The organism is Streptomyces sp. NPDC058231, from assembly GCF_042882275.1.
GTDB lineage: Bacteria > Actinomycetota > Actinomycetes > Streptomycetales > Streptomycetaceae > Streptomyces.
The window spans coordinates 31,778-45,643 of the sequence record NZ_JBHVWN010000059.1; the positions used below are offsets into that span (position 1 = coordinate 31,778).

Genomic DNA, 13,866 nt, shown 5'->3' on the forward strand with positions numbered 1-13,866 from the left:
GGCGCGCCTACCGGGTGCGGGGGCGGTCGAACCAGATCGTCAGCAGGATCGGCACGAGCCCCACCCAGAAGAACACCTGCGGGATGCCCCGGTCGGTCCACGGCACCGCTGCGATCGTCACCGCGCAGAGCGTGCCCAGCACCGCCTGGGCGAGTACCAGCCGCGCCCAGAACATCCGCCGCAGCAGCGAGCGGACGCTCAACTGCACCCCCGCGCGCAGCTTCCGGTAGCGCAGCCATGCGCCGAGCGCCCAGACCACCCCGATCAGCGCCAGCGTGTAGAGCCGCATACCGAGCGGCAGCGGCAGTTCGGGGCCGTCACCGTCGGACGGGAACAGGTTGATCGCCCCACCCGCCAGCACCAGACTCAGCACCGCGAACCACCGGGTGCCGCGCAGCATCTGGAACACCGCCCGGTCCAGCCCCTGGCGCATCCGGCCCGAGGACGGGTCGGCGGCGAGCGCCGTCGCGTACACCTCGGCCTGCTGCTTCGGCCTCACTCCCGGCACGGCGGCCTGGGCGTCCGCCCGCAGGCCCAGCGCCCAGGCGTCGTTGGGGTCGATCCGCAGGGTCTCGCGCAGGGCCAGCTCGCTGATGTCGTTCCTGCCGTTGAGCTGCGCCGCCTTCCACAGTGCGGCGTACGTCCAGGTCTCCTCCGGGCCCAGCCGGACCGCCTCCTGCGCGGCCTCCAGCGCTTCGGGCCAGCGTGGCTGCCACGCGTTGAGCGCCTCGGAGAGCGCCCCGTACGACTGGTAGTCGTGCGGGGCGACCCGCACCGCCTCCTGGGCCGTCGCCAGCGCCTCGTCGATGCGGCGCAGCCGGCGCAGCACGTAGACCCTGGTGATCAGCGCGTTGATGTACTCCGGGTCAATCGCGAGCGCCGCCCCGGTCGCCTCGACGGCTTTCTCGTACTCCTTGGCGCGCTGGTGGCAGCGGCCCAGCAGGGACCAGGCACGGATGTCCTCGGGGTCCTGCGCGAGCCGTCTGGCCAGCACCGCCTTCGCCTCGTCGACGCGGTCGAGTGCGAACAGGGAGGACGCCTGCTCGGTCAGTTCGTTCCCGGCGGTGGTCAAAGCTTGCGCTTCCTCTTCAGATAGGCGAGCAACTCGTCATACATGCCGCCCTCGTTGGCGAACATCGCCACATTGCGCGCCGAAGCGAACCACGGGTCGGTGGACGGCCGGACCTCTTTCGCGGCCGCCAGCAGGTCCTTCATGTTGATCATCCGGACGGTGCCGGTCCGCGTCGAGTCGAGCAGCGCCCGCTCGGACGCGGACTCGCAGAGATGCGCCAGGTCGGCACCGGACAGGTCCTCGGTGATCTTGACCAGCTTGCCCAGGTCGACGGATTCGATCGGCCGGTCACGCAGGTGGTAGCGGAGGATCGCCTCGCGCGCGGGCGCGTCCGGCGGCAGTACGAGCAGGGTCCGGTCGAGCCGCCCTGGGCGGCGCAGCGCGAGGTCGACATCCCAGGGGACGTTGGTCGCGGCGAGCACGAACACCCCGTCGTTGGCCCCGTCCACGCCGTCGAGTTCGGTGAGCAGCTGATTGACGGTGTTGCGCATCCCGCCGTGGTGCATACGGCTCCGCTTGGCGCCCAGCGCGTCGACCTCGTCGAGGAAGAGCACGCACGGCGCCTGGCGGCGGGCGGTCTCGAAGACCTCGTGCATGTTGCGCTCGGAGTTGCCCATCCACATGTCGAGCACGTCGCTGATCGACACGGACATGAAGCTCGCCCCGAGCTCGCCCGCGACGGCCCGCGCGATGAACGTCTTTCCGCACCCGGGCGGCCCGTACATCAGCAGCCCGCCGCGCAGACTCTTCCCGTACAGCCTGCCCAGCTCGGGGTTGCGCATCGGGGCGAGGAACGCGGCTTCGAGGCGCTCCTTGATCTCGTACATGCCACCGACATCGGCGAGCGTCACGGAACCGGGGGCCTCGGTCTCCCAGGTACCCGCCTGCCCCGGAGCTTCCTGGCCCTCCACGGGGACGGGGGTCTCGGGCGTCTCGGAGGTGACGAAGCGGGGCGGCACTGCGCTCCGGATCTCGTCCTCGGCGGCGCGCCAGTCGAACCCCGTCGACGGCGGCGTCGCCGGCTGTTCGGGTGCGGCAGGGGCTTCGGGCGCTTCGGTGGCGGGTGCGGGGGCGGGTACGCCCATGGCTCGGATCATGAGTGCCCGCGCATCGGAGTCGCCCGGCGCATGCTGGAGCGCCACTGCGGCCTCGCTGACCGCGGCGTCGTTCAGTCCCTCGGCCAGGAGCAGCTCCGCGAGATGCAGCCGAAGAGGCACGTCGGCGGGGGCTGCGGCGACAGCGGTACGGAGACTCTGGATGAGGGGGGACTCGTTGGACATGACAACACCCTATTGAGGGGGTGTGTCAGGCGGCCAGCGGGTGGGCCCGCGCACTCAGCCCTTACGAGCGGCGTACCCGAGGAAGGCGGTCCAGGCGGTGGGGGAGAGGGCGAGTGCGGGGACGGTGAGGTCCTTGGAGTCGCGGACGTGCACGGTGTGGGGGCAGGTCGCGACCTCGACGCAGTCGCCGCCCTGGTCGCCGCTGTAGCTGCTCTTGAACCAGTTGACGTCGGTGCTCATTCTTCCCCTGCCACCTCTTCAATCAGTTTCATGGACGCTTCCGGGCTGAGCGCCTGCGCCCGCAGAATGCCATACTTGCCGAACAGATCGCCCAGGTCGGGCTGTTGGTTCACGAAGAAGCTGCCGCTCTGTCCTTCCACGTAGGCGAGGCGGTTTCGGTCAGCCGTCTCCAGCAGAACGAACGGGCCGTTGAGTCCCGCGTGAGTCGACCGGTCCGGTGACATCACCTGAATCTGTACGTTGCGCAGTTGAGCCACGTCGAGGATGTGACGGAGCTGCCTTCTGCGAACCTGACGACCTCCGATCGGTCGCGTGAGCGGGTGCAGCTCCAATACGAACCCGATGTCGGCCGCCGGTCTGCGGGTGAGCAGCGCCTGCCGTTCCAGCCGAACCGCGACTCGCCCCTCGATCTCTCCATCGTCGAGGGCCGGGTGGTGGTTGGTGAAGACCGCACGGGCGTGTTCCTCCGTCTGAAGGAGGCCGGGCACCGCATGTGTTTCGTACTGCTGCCGCACGCAGGCGCCGGTCTCTGCCTCGGCGAACTCCTCAAACCATGAGGCCATGTGGCTGGGCCGCAACTCTGCTCCCACGGCCAGCAGTGCACCTTGTGCACCCACCACCTCGTCCGCCCGCGCGATGAACTCTCCCTTCGGTGGCCGCTGCCCCCGCTCCACCATCGCCACCTGCGACTTCGAGAAGCCGATCTTCAGTCCCAGTGCCTCCTGGGACAGCTCCGCGCGCTCCCGGTAGAAGCGCAACAACGTCCCGAACATCTGGGCGTTGCCGCCCCCTTGGCCGCCGGAGTGCACAACCCGCCTCCCAAGTGCACAACAGTGCACAGATGCTTTGTGTCCCTGGTCACGGTACGTGTGGGACGCGAGGCTCTCCGTATGGAACGGAAAAGTTCACTGGACCCGGTCCCCTCGTGGGTGCCTGCGAGCGGGCATGCCCTCCGGTGCGCGGGCATCCACTTCGACGCCGTACGGATCGGCGGTGCGAGTGGCGACCAAGTCGCTCACGAATTGATGCAGTTCACCGATTTCCGGGCGGGCCCCATCGTGCGCTCCCGGATCGGGACGCGGAGCATGTACTTCCTGTTGCCGCCGCAAAGCGCGAGCGCCTATCGCTGGCCGGCCGACGCCGAGGTGATGAGCCGCGACGGGCGGGCGGCGGCGTTCGTCGGGGTGCCCGCGCTGCACGGGCTGACCTGGCCGCTCGACTGGCGTTCCCTGCCCACGGCCGAGGCGCAGTTCGTGGATGTGGAGCTGCTGCACGAACTGACGGTGACCGTGCTGACGGATGAGGCCGAGGTCCCCTGAAGGGGCTCTGGCGACAGGCGTGTTGCCGTGCGCAATGTCCGTTTGTGTGGTGAAGCGTGAGTCGGGTGCGGTACGGTGACGTCGTCATCACGCTCTGTATGCATCCGCATACGGGGCGGCCCCCGGCGGTGCTACCAACACCATTCCGAGGGCCTTCACCACGAGTGGATAGAAGAGGTCCACCGGGATGCTTTGGCATGCTATCGCGCCGTCTCGGCGCTTCACGAAGGCCTCGCACGACGTCGTGCGCCATTCGCGCCTGAACAGCGACGCGAAGATTCTTCTCCTGTACGTGCAGGGGCTCCCCGAAGGTCTGGCCGACAGGCCGCTGAGTGAGCATGCGCGGAAACTCGGGATCACCGGGCGGGCCTATCAGCGGGCCAAGAAGTTGCTGGTCGAGGACGGGTTCCTGCACGAGTGGCACCAACAGAACGACCGGGGCCGGTGGGTGACCGTACAGCTCTTCGGCAACTCCCCGGTCACGGGCGAGGCGGCGGTCGGGCTCCGGGACGGGTTGGGTGCAGCGGCGCCACCGATGGTGCAGAAACCGGCGGTCGGTCAACCGAGGGGCCGGGTGGTCGGTGGCTATGAACCGGTAGTTGAAGAACTGGGTGAGAACTCATCCCGCCCACCCACCGAAGCCGATGCCGTACGCGAACCTGAGCCGGTATCCGGACCCGTACCAGAGGTCGACGCCGCGCCGGAAGTGGCCGAGGGGGAGCGGGTGTTGCTGTCGTTGCGACATGTGTGCCGGGAGCTGCACCTGGGCGTGCGGGAGGCGCGGAGTCTCGCCGAGGCCGCTGCCGAGTGGTTGCGGCGCGGGGTCTCGGCCGCCGACCTGCGGCGTGCACTGACCAGCGGACTGCCCGAGGACGGTGTGCGGTCGGCGGTGGGATTCCTGCGGCACCGGCTCGCGGCGAAACTCCCCGAGGCGGCGCCGCCGCCCGTCGAGTCCCCTCCTGTGCCGCAGGTCCGCACACCGGTGACCTGCAAGGGGCCCGGTGACGATCACGTCTTCCGTCCGGTGGAGGACGAGACGCACTGCGGTCCGTGCCGCCGCGAGGAGGCTCGGCGGCACTGGCTCGCCCAGGCGGCAGCCGTCGACGATCCACCCGTGCACACTCCCTGGCGCGAACGTGTCGCAGCCCTCGCCGCGGGCCACGCCGAAGGCGGGGAATCCCCGAGCCCAGGGTGAGGGAGTCCGTCGCGGGCCGACGTCTCCCTCGATCTGTGACGCTCGGTGAGCGGGAGGCTGTCGCGGACCCCACTCGTGAGCTGAGCGGGTGGTGAGTCGCCTCGAAGCGTCGGCGCTTTCGTCGGCGAGCTCCTGGACGACGCCGGAACCGGGGCGTACCGAATCGACGTCGATCGCCAGAACGACGCCAGTGCGAAATACCGAGATGACAAGACGGAGACCGCGACATGACTACCGCCGAAAACCATGCCCAGCCCGCACCTCCGGCCCGGGTGAACGACTATGACAGCTTCGCCGAGTCGTACTCGGCCTTGAGTGAGACGAGCCTCCTGAACGCCTATTACGAGCGGCCCGCGATGCTGTCCCTCGCCGGGGACGTGGCCGGCCGTCGGCTTCTCGACGCCGGCTGCGGCTCCGGCCCCTTGTTCGCCGCGCTGCGCGATCGGGGTGCCCTCGTCACCGGCATCGACTCCAGCGCCGGGATGGTGGAGCTGGCGCGGCGGCGGCTGGGTGCCGACGAGGCCTTGCACGTCGCCGACCTGGCCGACCCGCTGCCGTTTGCCGACGGTGCGTTCGACGATGTCCTCGCGTCGCTGGTGCTGCACTACCTGGAGGACTGGGGGCCGACGCTGGCCGAGATGCGGCGGGTGCTCAGGCCCGGCGGCCGCCTGATCGCGTCGGTGCAGCACCCTTTCGTGGACTACGCGATCCAGGATCCTCGGCCCGACTATTCCGCGACCACCAGCTACACCGCCGACTGGGCCGACCTCGTGGGGCAGGCCGCCGCGATGACCTTCTGGCGCAGGCCACTGCACGCGATGACCGACGCCTTCACCGCGGCCGGCTTTCGCCTGGCCGTCATCAGCGAGCCGCAGCCCGATCCGGCCGCCCGCGAGCTCTACCCCGACGACTTCCAGAGCCTCTCGACCAAAATGTGTTTCCTGCTCTTCGTTCTGGAGGCGCCCCCGGCTACCGGCTCGGCCGAGTAACGAGCCCTTCGGTTCGCTGAGACGGAAGCCCGAACGACTTGGTTCGTTGAGAAGGCGACTCGATGGAGTGAGACGGGACAGCCTGCGCCCCGGCGGCACCTCGCCCGGACCGAGAGGCTTCCTGTCGACATCAAGTATCTTGACGTCGAGATGAATCTCCGGCAGGCTGCTTCCGAATCTCTTGACGTCAAGATATGTCGGTTGCGGATCGGAGGCCGGAGATGCGGCGCGGCACACAGGCCGGGAAGGGCCGGGAAAACCGACAGCGCGAGCCGGGTCTCCTGGCGCAGCTCCGCCGTCCGCCGGGCGGCCGGGACGGGCGGATCATGCTGCTCGGCCAGTTCCTGGACAGAGCGGGCTCGGGGGTGTGGGGCGCCTCGTCGGTGCTGTACTTCACCTTCGTCACCGGCCTGGACGCCCGGAAGCTGGGCCTGCTGCTGGGCGCCGCCGGGGTGGCGGGCATCGTCGGATCGCCGCTGGCGGGCCGCCTGGCCGCTCGCTCTCCGGTGCGCGCGCTGCTGATCGGCTGTCACCTCCTCCGCCTCGTGACCCTCGGCCTGATGCTCGTCTGCACCGGGTTCTACGTGCTGTTGCCGGTGGTCGCCGTCACCTCACTGGGAGACCGGGCGGCCAAGACACTGGAGATGCTCTTCGCCACGCGACTGGCGGGTGAGCGGCGCACCACGTACCAGGCGCTGTCGCGCAGTTCGGCGAACGCCGGGTACGCGTTCGGCGCGGGGATCGCCGCCGTCGGTCTGGCCGTGGGGACGCACGGCGCCTACCGGGCCCTGATCCTGGCCGACGCGCTGTCGTTCCTGGTGGCCGCGGCGCTGGTGTGGCGCACCCGGGAGCCGCGCGACCCCGGGCGGGTGACGGCGCGGTCCGGCGGCGCGGCCACCGCGGACCGCTCGCCCGCGCCGAACCCGTGGCGCGACCGCGGGTACCTTCGGTTCGTCCTGCTGGACATCCCGATGAACCTGGACGACTCGATCCTCAACGTCGGGCTGCCGCTGTGGCTGGTGAACCACACGGAGGCGCCGCGCGCCATCGTCCCGGCCTTCCTGGTGATCAACACCGTGCTCGTCGTCGTCCTGCAGATTCGCGTGTCGGCGAGGGTCGGTGAACCGCGCCAGGCCGCGAGCGCGGTGCTCGTGTACGGGGTGACGACGCTCGGGTGCTGCACGGTCCTGGCCACCGCCACCGGGGGCGGGGCCTGGTCGGCATCGATCGCCCTGCTCGTCTCGGCGGCGCTGGTCACGGGGGCGGAGCTGATGCGGTCGGTGAGCTCCTGGGAGCTGGCCGTCTCGCTCGCGCCCAGGGAGGCACGGGCGCCCTACCTGGGGGTGGCGGGCATGGCCCAGTCCATCCAGAAGTCCGCCGGGCCGCTGCTGATGACCGGCGCGGTGCTGACCGCCGGGCCGGCCGGCTGGCTCGTCCTCGGGGTGGCGGTCGCGGGGCTCTCCGTCGTCCAACGCCGAGGATCACTGCGGCGGTTGGACGCCGTGCTCCCGGTGGCCGCCCCCGTCGGCAGCAGGCGGACCGCCCCCCAGCTCTGAGCTCCGGCGAGGCCCGGCGCCGCTCCGGGCCCGGGACCGCGTGGGTCAGTCCTGGTAGCCGTTCTCGGCAAGGATCGCGTCGATGCGGGAACGGTGCGCCGCCTCCCACGCGTCGAGGGACTCGTCGGCCTCCTTGGCCAACTTCGCCCGCGCGGCGCGGAGTACCTGCTCCTGTCGGTCGTGGGGAGTGACCACCACGCCCTCCTCGTCGGCCACCACGACATCGCCGGCGTTCACGACCACCCCGCCGCAGCGCACCTGCCCGCCCAGCGGCACCACGGCCTTCTTGGCCCCCGGGAACGGGATCACGCCCCGGGCGAAGACGGGAAAGCCCATCTCGCGCACCTCGGCGAGATCGCGGATCACCCCGTCCACCACGAACGCCGCGATCCCACGGCGCTGTGCGACGGCGCAGACGTTCCCCCCGGCGACGGCGTGGTCCACGTCGCCCGCCTCGACGACGATGACCGATCCGGGCTCCGCGCGGTGGATGGCCGCGTGCAGCATGAGGTTGTCGCCCGGAGGGCAGCGCACGGTGAAGGCCGGCCCGGCCACCCGCCGGGCCGAGGGCCACAGCGGACGTATGCCGATGTCCATGACCTGCTCGCGGCCCAGCACGTCCGCGAGGGTGGTCGGGGGAATGTCGTTGAATCCGGCGAAGTCGTTCATGTCCCTGCTCCGTTCGGTGGCGTCCTGCCGTCCCCGGTCGGGAACGGCCGCTCGTCGGTCGCTCTGCGGGGCTCCACGGCTCATCTCCCCGGATCCTCGCCCGTGAGGCCGTCGACGGACTCACGGATGAGGTCGGCGTGGCCGGCGTGACGGGCGTACTCCTCGACGAGGTCGAGGAGGATGCGGCGGAGATTGGGGCGTTCGCCGCCGCGCGTGGTGTACGCGCCGAGCTGGTCCAGGCCGCCTTCGGCGAGCGCCTTGCCGACGACGGCACGCGAGCGGGTCACGGACTGCTGCCAGCGGGCGAGCAGTTGCCCGGGGGTGTCCGCGGCGGCGGAGCGGTAGTCCCAGTCGGGGGCGGCGTCCCAGTCGACGGCGTCCCAGGGAGCACCGACGGGGGCGTCGAGCCACAGCCGGGCGAAGTGGCTGTCCTCCACGTGCGCCAGGTGCTTGAGCAGGCCCCCGAGCGTGATGGTGGACGCGCCGACCGTGGCGTTCAGACCGGCTCCGTCCAGGCCGGAGCACTTCCAGGCCAGGGTGGCCCGCTGCCGTTCCAGGGCGCCGAGGACAGCGGCCGCCTCGCTGCCGGCTATCGGGGGTTCGGGCCAGACATCCGCAGTGGTGTCAGTCATGGCCGCAGACCTTAGCGAACGACTCCGGCAAGGCGGCCCGGAGGACTGCCCGGGGGCGACAGGCGCCTCCCGCGGCGGACTCCCCGCCCGTCGAACCGGGCCGCACCGCGGACTCCCCGCCCGTCGCCCCGTTCGAAACCTGAACAAGATCCCGTATGCCGCTCCTCGGCGGTCCGCCCAACAGCCCTGCTGGTCAACGTGGTTCGACGGACGGTCGCACGTCACCCTCCGTGGTGTGGCGAATCCACCGTCGCCGGGGCGGAGCGAGGAGAATGACAACGTCTTCGGCCGACGAAGGAGGACCAGTGGTCGATGCCTTGGTGAGCCACGGAACGGGGACGGCCGAGCCGGTCGCGGTGACCGCCGCCGACCGGGCGCAGTGGCGCGACCGGCTCCTGCGGGCAGGGCGGGACCTGTTCGCCGCGTACGGCTACGCGCACACGACCGTCGAGCAGCTCTGCGCCGAGGCGCGCGTGCCGGTCCGCGCCTTCCACCAGCAGTTCCCCTCCCGGGAGGCGCTGTTGATCGCGCTGTACGACGAGGTCGCGACCAGCGGACTGCGCGCGTCCGAGGAGGCGATGCTCTCCGAAGGCATGGAGGAGTGCGCTACGGAGGAGCGGTTCCGCCGCCTCTTCGCCGCCTATGTACGCGGAGTGACCGCCGATCCGCGGGCGGCGCGGGTGGCGTTCGTCGAAGCGCTGGGCGTGAGCCGCGCGGTCGACGACCATCTCGCGATGTGGCGGACCATGTGGGCCGAGTTCCTGCGCTGTGAGGCCAGGCGCGCCGCCGAGCGGGGCGAGGTGGGCGACGGCAACCAGCGGGTCGCCGTCACGGTGATGACCCACTCGGTCGAGGAACTCCTCGCCCACCACGCCCGCCGCCCCCGCCAGGTCACACCCGAGTGGCTGACCGAGGAGCTCACCCGACTCTCCCTGACCATGCTCGGCTCGCCCTGACATCCCCCGTCCGCCGCGACCGGCAAATAATGGGGGAATGGGTGACGGAGAGAAGACGGACACCGGCGACGAGATCGCTGCCGTCCTGGCCGGTGTCGGTCCACGGCTGAGAGCCCTGCGCCGGCAGCGCGGCACGACCCTCGCCCAGCTCGGTGAGGCGACCGGCATCTCCCTCAGCACCCTCTCGCGCCTGGAGTCGGGCGGCCGCCGACCGACCCTCGAACTGCTCCTGCCGCTGGCCAAGGCGTACGGCGTCCAGCTCGACGAACTCGTCGGCGCCCCGCCCACCGGTGACCCCCGCGTCCATCTGCGGGCCGTCAACCGGGACGGCAGGACGTTCGTGCCGCTGACCCGGCACCTCGGCGGGGTGCAGGCGTACAAGCTGGTGCTGCCCGGCGGGAGGCCGCCGGCCGAGGCGCTGGAACCCCGGGTGCACGAGGGCTACGAGTGGCTGTACGTGCTGGCGGGGCGGCTGCTGCTGGTGCTGGGCGACCGGGACGTCGTCCTCACCGCGGGGGAGGCCGCGGAGTTCGACACCCGTACACCGCACGTGTGGGCCGCGGCGGGACCGGAACCGGTGGAGGTCCTCAGCCTGTTCGGGCCGCAGGGCGAACGGATGCACGTGCGGGCGCGACCGGTCAGGAAATGAGGGCCCCCGGCCGCCCGGATGTCACGCCTGCGGGCGACCGCCCGCGTACGGCCCGCCCACGCCCCACGCCTGGTGCATCGCGTCGGCGAACGTCGCAGCCAGCTTCTGTTCGCCCGTGGGGCCCGGGTGCGTGCCGTCGTAGGTGTCCGTGTGGATGTCGTACCCGGCCGGGCGTGACGCCAGCAGGATCGGTGACGCCGGTCGGTCGAGGTCGGCGACCGCCTTCGCGAGCAGCTCGTTGAAATGGTCGCACTCCGCGGCGAACGGGGCGTCCGACTCGGCCCGGACGTTCGGGATCACCGGCAGCAGCACGGCTCTGATGCGCGGGTTGGCGGTGCGGGCGGCGGCGATGAACGCACGTACGTTCCCGGCGGTCTGCCCGCTGTCCGTGTAGAAGCCGAGATCTATCAGGCCGAGTGAGACGAGCAGTACGTCGGCGCCGGCCGCGGTCACCGCGTCCGCGATCACCGGGGCCATGTGCAGCCACCCCTCGCCCCAGCCCGCCAGATGGCGGCGGGCCGATACGGGGAATTCCGGGGCGCCGTACGCGGATGAGTCCGGGGCGTTCGTCACGGTGTCGTACAGCTCGGTGCGCGGGCCGACGATCTCGTACGGGCCGTCGAATGCCGCTTCGAGGTGCTGCCACATCCGGTAGCGCCAGGTGAAGTCGCCGGCGCGCCCGATGGTCATGGAATCGCCGACGAACATGAAACGCATTGCGCCATCATGGCGGATCACCGCTCCGGGCTGCGACGTGACGATGGACACTTGATCCATGCGCCCGTATCCGACTGTCACCTGCGTCGCCGCGATCCTCGCCCTCACCGGGGCGGTCGCGGCCCCGGCCGCGGCCGACGACGGGACCGCCGACCACAGCTTCACCATCGAGGACCCCCGGATCACCGAGTCCAGCGGCCTCGCCGCCAGCCACATCCACCCGGGCGTCTACTGGACGCACAACGACAGCGAGGACGGGCCGTACGTCTACGCCGTCGACTCCCGGACCGGGAAGACCGTCGCGACCATCACCATGCGCGGGGTCGGCGCACCGCGCGACGTGGAGGCGATCTCGCTCGGACCCGACGGCAATCTGTACGTCGGCGACATCGGCGACAACCTGAACGGCAGCTGGGACCACGTCTGGATCTACCGGTTCCCGGAGCCGAAGGTGCTGAGGAACGCGACGGTCCGGGCGACCCAGTTCGACGTGAAGTACGCGGACGGCGCGCGCAACGCCGAGGCGCTGATGGTCCATCCGAAGACCGGCCGGGTCTACATCGCCTCGAAGAACGAGAGCGGCGGCGGACTGTACGAGGGTCCCGCCGAACTCGGTACCGGGCGGACCAATGTGTTCCGCCGGGTCGGGAAGGTGCCGTGGGTGACGGACGGGGCGTTCTCGCCGGACGGGAAGGAACTGGTGCTGCGCTCCTACTTCAGCGCCCGTGCCTATGCGTTCGACCACGGGCGGCTCGGCGCCGACCACCCGGTCGACGCACCGCTGCAGGGGCAGGCCGAGTCGGTGACGTACACCGCGGACGGCTCCGCCCTGATGTTCGGTTCCGAAGGTGCGCGGAGCGAGGTGATCCGGGTCGGCATCGACGACGGGAAGGGCGGCGGCGGCTCCGCGGCGCCGTCGCAGAGGAGCGGCGGCGCGTCGCCGGCCGCGGACGGCACGGGCGGCGCGGGCGGAAGCAACGAGGTGAAGGGCGGCACGCTGCTCGGCGCGCTGGTGCTCGCCGCCGTGGGCGGACTGGTCTTCATGAACCGGCGCCGCAAGCAGGACTGAACGCCCCGCCCGGCCGCCGCTCCGGCGGTCCGGGCGGCCGGGCGGACGTAGGGTCGGTCATCTATGACGAACCACGGGCCCGAGGCCTTCGCCACCCAGCGGCTGGACGCACTGCCGCTGCGCGCCGTGCACGCCGATGAGATGGCGGTGGTCCTCGCCGACCCCGCCCTGCACACGTTCACGGGCGGCGCCCCGGAGGACGTGGACGCCCTCCGGATCCGCTACACCCGCTGGGAGGCCGGCTCGCCCGACCCGGCGCAACGCTGGTGGAACTGGGTTCTCCGGGTCCGTGCCGACGGCCGGCTCGCGGGCTGGGCGCAGGCCACCGTCAGCGGTCCGCAGGCCGAGATCGCCTGGGTCGTGGGCACCCCGTGGCAGGGGCTGGGCTACGCGAAGGAGGCGGCCGCAGGGCTGGTGGCGCACCTGACGGACCGCGCCGCGGTCCGTCAGGTCGTCGCCCACATCCACCCCGACCACACCGCATCCGCCGCGGTGGCCGCGGCTGCCGGACTCGTCCCCACCGACGTGTGGGAGGACGGGGAGCGGCGGTGGCACCGCCCGGACGCCACTTCCGGAGCCGCCTGAGAGGCGGACCGGCGCGGGTGCGACCGGCTGTCGCCGCCCGGGCGGTCGGCTATCCCTGGTCCGGACCCGGCTCGGCAGCGCCGCCCGGGGCCGCTTCGGCTTTGGTGTAGAGGATCTCGCGGGCCTGCTCCGCGGCGCGGATGATGCTCTCGCCGACGAAATCGAGGAAGCGGGCTATGTTCTCGAGGCGGGCGGCGGCCGGGGTGCCGCGGCCGAGGACGGCGACGCCCTGCCGTGCGGTCTCGGCGAGTTGGACGTTGGCCCGGGCGCTGTCGACCATCGACTGGTACCAGATGTCGTTGTCGACGACATAGCGCTCGCGGCGGCGTTCGTCGCGTTCCCGGCGCACGAGGGTCATGCCCTCGAGCGCGGTGATGGCCTTGGAGACGGACGCCGGGCTGACCTGGAGGCGCTGGACGAGCTCGGCCGCGGTGAGGCTGCCCTCGTTGCTGGTGTAGAGGCAGGTCAGCACCCGGGCCAACATCTTGGGCAGGCCAGATTGCATGAGGACGGTGGTGAACATCTCCTCGTACTCGCGCACGGCCTCGGCGTCGCCTCCGGGGGCCTGCACCGACGCGTCCGACCCGCGGGGTACGGCCTGCCTGCGCCGGTGGGTGCGGTGCTCGGTGGCCCGCTGGGCCAGGGCGGCGCGGTAGGCGGTGGGTCCGCCGTTCCGCATCACCTCGCGCGTGACCGTCGAGGTGGGGCGTTCGAGGCGTCTGGCGATCTCCGCGTAGGCGTCGCCGTCGGCCAGCCCCGACGCGATCTGCTGGCGTTCGGACTGGGTGAGCCTGCCTCCCGGCATCGCGATCTCCTTCGTACTCCCGTGGGGCCTTCAGCATAGCGTTCACTCTCATTCAATGCAACGAGTGGGGAGGGGGAGTGTTGCGTTAAGCCTCAAGTCATTGCAATGATATTGCGGCTCTCACCTGCATTGA

General features: G+C 71.1%; 16 protein-coding genes. 8 read left to right on the top strand and 8 right to left on the bottom strand.

The features are described 5' to 3' along the window. Positions 1–7: 7 nt before the first annotated feature. From ACFVXE_RS29650 to ACFVXE_RS29665, 4 genes are read right to left on the bottom strand one after another with little or no spacing between them, the layout of a single operon-like run. Positions 8–1,072, bottom strand: a complete 1,065-nt coding sequence (locus tag ACFVXE_RS29650) for a tetratricopeptide repeat protein (RefSeq protein ID WP_389675743.1) — start codon at positions 1,070–1,072, stop codon at positions 8–10. Further along, the gene (locus ACFVXE_RS29655; RefSeq protein WP_389675744.1) at positions 1,069–2,352 is read right to left on the bottom strand and encodes an ATP-binding protein; all 1,284 of its coding nucleotides are present in this window, start codon (positions 2,350–2,352) and stop codon (positions 1,069–1,071) included. The genes ACFVXE_RS29650 and ACFVXE_RS29655 overlap by 4 nt, the downstream gene beginning before the upstream one ends. A 54-nt stretch (positions 2,353–2,406) precedes the next feature. Beyond that, positions 2,407–2,592, bottom strand: coding sequence for a DUF397 domain-containing protein (locus tag ACFVXE_RS29660; RefSeq protein ID WP_389675746.1), 186 nt, complete (start codon positions 2,590–2,592; stop codon positions 2,407–2,409). Next, the gene (locus ACFVXE_RS29665) at positions 2,589–3,365 is read right to left on the bottom strand and encodes a helix-turn-helix domain-containing protein (protein ID WP_389675748.1); all 777 of its coding nucleotides are present in this window, start codon (positions 3,363–3,365) and stop codon (positions 2,589–2,591) included. The genes ACFVXE_RS29660 and ACFVXE_RS29665 overlap by 4 nt, the downstream gene beginning before the upstream one ends. Before the next feature lie 117 nt (positions 3,366–3,482). On the opposite strand from ACFVXE_RS29665, the gene ACFVXE_RS29670 reads away from it, so the two are divergent. The 4 genes from ACFVXE_RS29670 (at position 3,483) to ACFVXE_RS29685 (ending at position 7,651) form a co-directional block, all read left to right on the top strand. Beyond that, positions 3,483–3,911 (top strand): hypothetical protein, encoded by a 429-nt coding sequence (locus ACFVXE_RS29670; protein ID WP_389675749.1) that lies wholly within the window; start codon positions 3,483–3,485, stop codon positions 3,909–3,911. 187 nt (positions 3,912–4,098) lie between these two features. Beyond that, positions 4,099–5,106, top strand: coding sequence for a hypothetical protein (locus ACFVXE_RS29675; RefSeq protein WP_389675751.1), 1,008 nt, complete (start codon positions 4,099–4,101; stop codon positions 5,104–5,106). A 227-nt stretch (positions 5,107–5,333) separates the two neighbouring features. Next, positions 5,334–6,095, top strand: coding sequence for a class I SAM-dependent methyltransferase (locus ACFVXE_RS29680; protein WP_389675753.1), 762 nt, complete (start codon positions 5,334–5,336; stop codon positions 6,093–6,095). Between the two features lie 221 nt (positions 6,096–6,316). Beyond that, positions 6,317–7,651: an MFS transporter gene (locus ACFVXE_RS29685; RefSeq protein ID WP_389675755.1), complete on the top strand. Its 1,335-nt coding sequence runs from the start codon at positions 6,317–6,319 to the stop codon at positions 7,649–7,651. Positions 7,652–7,696: 45 nt separating this feature from the next. Here ACFVXE_RS29685 and ACFVXE_RS29690 read toward each other — a convergent pair whose 3' ends face one another. Continuing rightward, positions 7,697–8,320: an RraA family protein gene (locus ACFVXE_RS29690; RefSeq protein WP_389675776.1), complete on the bottom strand. Its 624-nt coding sequence runs from the start codon at positions 8,318–8,320 to the stop codon at positions 7,697–7,699. Positions 8,321–8,400: 80 nt separating this feature from the next. Then, positions 8,401–8,952, bottom strand: a complete 552-nt coding sequence (locus ACFVXE_RS29695) for a DinB family protein (protein ID WP_389675757.1) — start codon at positions 8,950–8,952, stop codon at positions 8,401–8,403. A gap of 305 nt (positions 8,953–9,257) precedes the next feature. On the opposite strand from ACFVXE_RS29695, the gene ACFVXE_RS29700 reads away from it, so the two are divergent. Next, on the top strand, positions 9,258–9,908 hold the full coding sequence (locus tag ACFVXE_RS29700) for a TetR/AcrR family transcriptional regulator (protein ID WP_389675759.1): 651 nt from the start codon (positions 9,258–9,260) through the stop codon (positions 9,906–9,908). A 37-nt stretch (positions 9,909–9,945) separates the two neighbouring features. Then, positions 9,946–10,557 carry a helix-turn-helix domain-containing protein gene (locus ACFVXE_RS29705; protein ID WP_389675761.1) on the top strand — a complete coding sequence of 204 codons (612 nt, stop codon included), beginning with the start codon at positions 9,946–9,948 and terminating at the stop codon, positions 10,555–10,557. A gap of 21 nt (positions 10,558–10,578) precedes the next feature. Here the strand turns inward: ACFVXE_RS29705 and ACFVXE_RS29710 are convergent, their stop codons facing one another. Next, positions 10,579–11,274 (bottom strand): GDSL-type esterase/lipase family protein, encoded by a 696-nt coding sequence (locus ACFVXE_RS29710; protein ID WP_389675763.1) that lies wholly within the window; start codon positions 11,272–11,274, stop codon positions 10,579–10,581. Between the two features lie 58 nt (positions 11,275–11,332). Between ACFVXE_RS29710 and ACFVXE_RS29715 the strand changes: the two genes are divergently transcribed. Beyond that, positions 11,333–12,343: a WD40 repeat domain-containing protein gene (locus tag ACFVXE_RS29715; protein ID WP_389675765.1), complete on the top strand. Its 1,011-nt coding sequence runs from the start codon at positions 11,333–11,335 to the stop codon at positions 12,341–12,343. 63 nt (positions 12,344–12,406) lie between these two features. Further along, complete coding sequence (locus ACFVXE_RS29720; RefSeq protein WP_389675767.1) at positions 12,407–12,928, top strand: GNAT family N-acetyltransferase; 522 nt, start codon at positions 12,407–12,409, stop codon at positions 12,926–12,928. Positions 12,929–12,977: 49 nt separating this feature from the next. On the opposite strand, the gene ACFVXE_RS29725 is transcribed toward ACFVXE_RS29720, so the two are convergent. Next, positions 12,978–13,733, bottom strand: a complete 756-nt coding sequence (locus ACFVXE_RS29725; RefSeq protein WP_389675769.1) for a helix-turn-helix domain-containing protein — start codon at positions 13,731–13,733, stop codon at positions 12,978–12,980. Between the last annotated feature and the right edge of the window lie 133 nt (positions 13,734–13,866).

What these genes read in the sequence shown, in the direction of transcription:
- ACFVXE_RS29655 (WP_389675744.1), bottom strand. Translation starts at nt 2,352, where the DNA reads ATGTCCAACGAGTCCCCCCTCATCCAGAGTCTCCGTACCGCTGTCGCC.
- ACFVXE_RS29660 (WP_389675746.1), bottom strand. Translation starts at nt 2,592, where the DNA reads ATGAGCACCGACGTCAACTGGTTCAAGAGCAGCTACAGCGGCGACCAG.
- ACFVXE_RS29665 (WP_389675748.1), bottom strand. Translation starts at nt 3,365, where the DNA reads ATGTTCGGGACGTTGTTGCGCTTCTACCGGGAGCGCGCGGAGCTGTCC.
- ACFVXE_RS29670 (WP_389675749.1), top strand. Translation starts at nt 3,483, where the DNA reads ATGGAACGGAAAAGTTCACTGGACCCGGTCCCCTCGTGGGTGCCTGCG.
- ACFVXE_RS29675 (WP_389675751.1), top strand. Translation starts at nt 4,099, where the DNA reads ATGCTTTGGCATGCTATCGCGCCGTCTCGGCGCTTCACGAAGGCCTCG.
- ACFVXE_RS29680 (WP_389675753.1), top strand. Translation starts at nt 5,334, where the DNA reads ATGACTACCGCCGAAAACCATGCCCAGCCCGCACCTCCGGCCCGGGTG.
- ACFVXE_RS29685 (WP_389675755.1), top strand. Translation starts at nt 6,317, where the DNA reads ATGCGGCGCGGCACACAGGCCGGGAAGGGCCGGGAAAACCGACAGCGC.
- ACFVXE_RS29690 (WP_389675776.1), bottom strand. Translation starts at nt 8,320, where the DNA reads ATGAACGACTTCGCCGGATTCAACGACATTCCCCCGACCACCCTCGCG.
- ACFVXE_RS29695 (WP_389675757.1), bottom strand. Translation starts at nt 8,952, where the DNA reads ATGACTGACACCACTGCGGATGTCTGGCCCGAACCCCCGATAGCCGGC.
- ACFVXE_RS29705 (WP_389675761.1), top strand. Translation starts at nt 9,946, where the DNA reads ATGGGTGACGGAGAGAAGACGGACACCGGCGACGAGATCGCTGCCGTC.
- ACFVXE_RS29710 (WP_389675763.1), bottom strand. Translation starts at nt 11,274, where the DNA reads ATGCGTTTCATGTTCGTCGGCGATTCCATGACCATCGGGCGCGCCGGC.
- ACFVXE_RS29715 (WP_389675765.1), top strand. Translation starts at nt 11,333, where the DNA reads ATGCGCCCGTATCCGACTGTCACCTGCGTCGCCGCGATCCTCGCCCTC.
- ACFVXE_RS29720 (WP_389675767.1), top strand. Translation starts at nt 12,407, where the DNA reads ATGACGAACCACGGGCCCGAGGCCTTCGCCACCCAGCGGCTGGACGCA.
- ACFVXE_RS29725 (WP_389675769.1), bottom strand. Translation starts at nt 13,733, where the DNA reads ATGCCGGGAGGCAGGCTCACCCAGTCCGAACGCCAGCAGATCGCGTCG.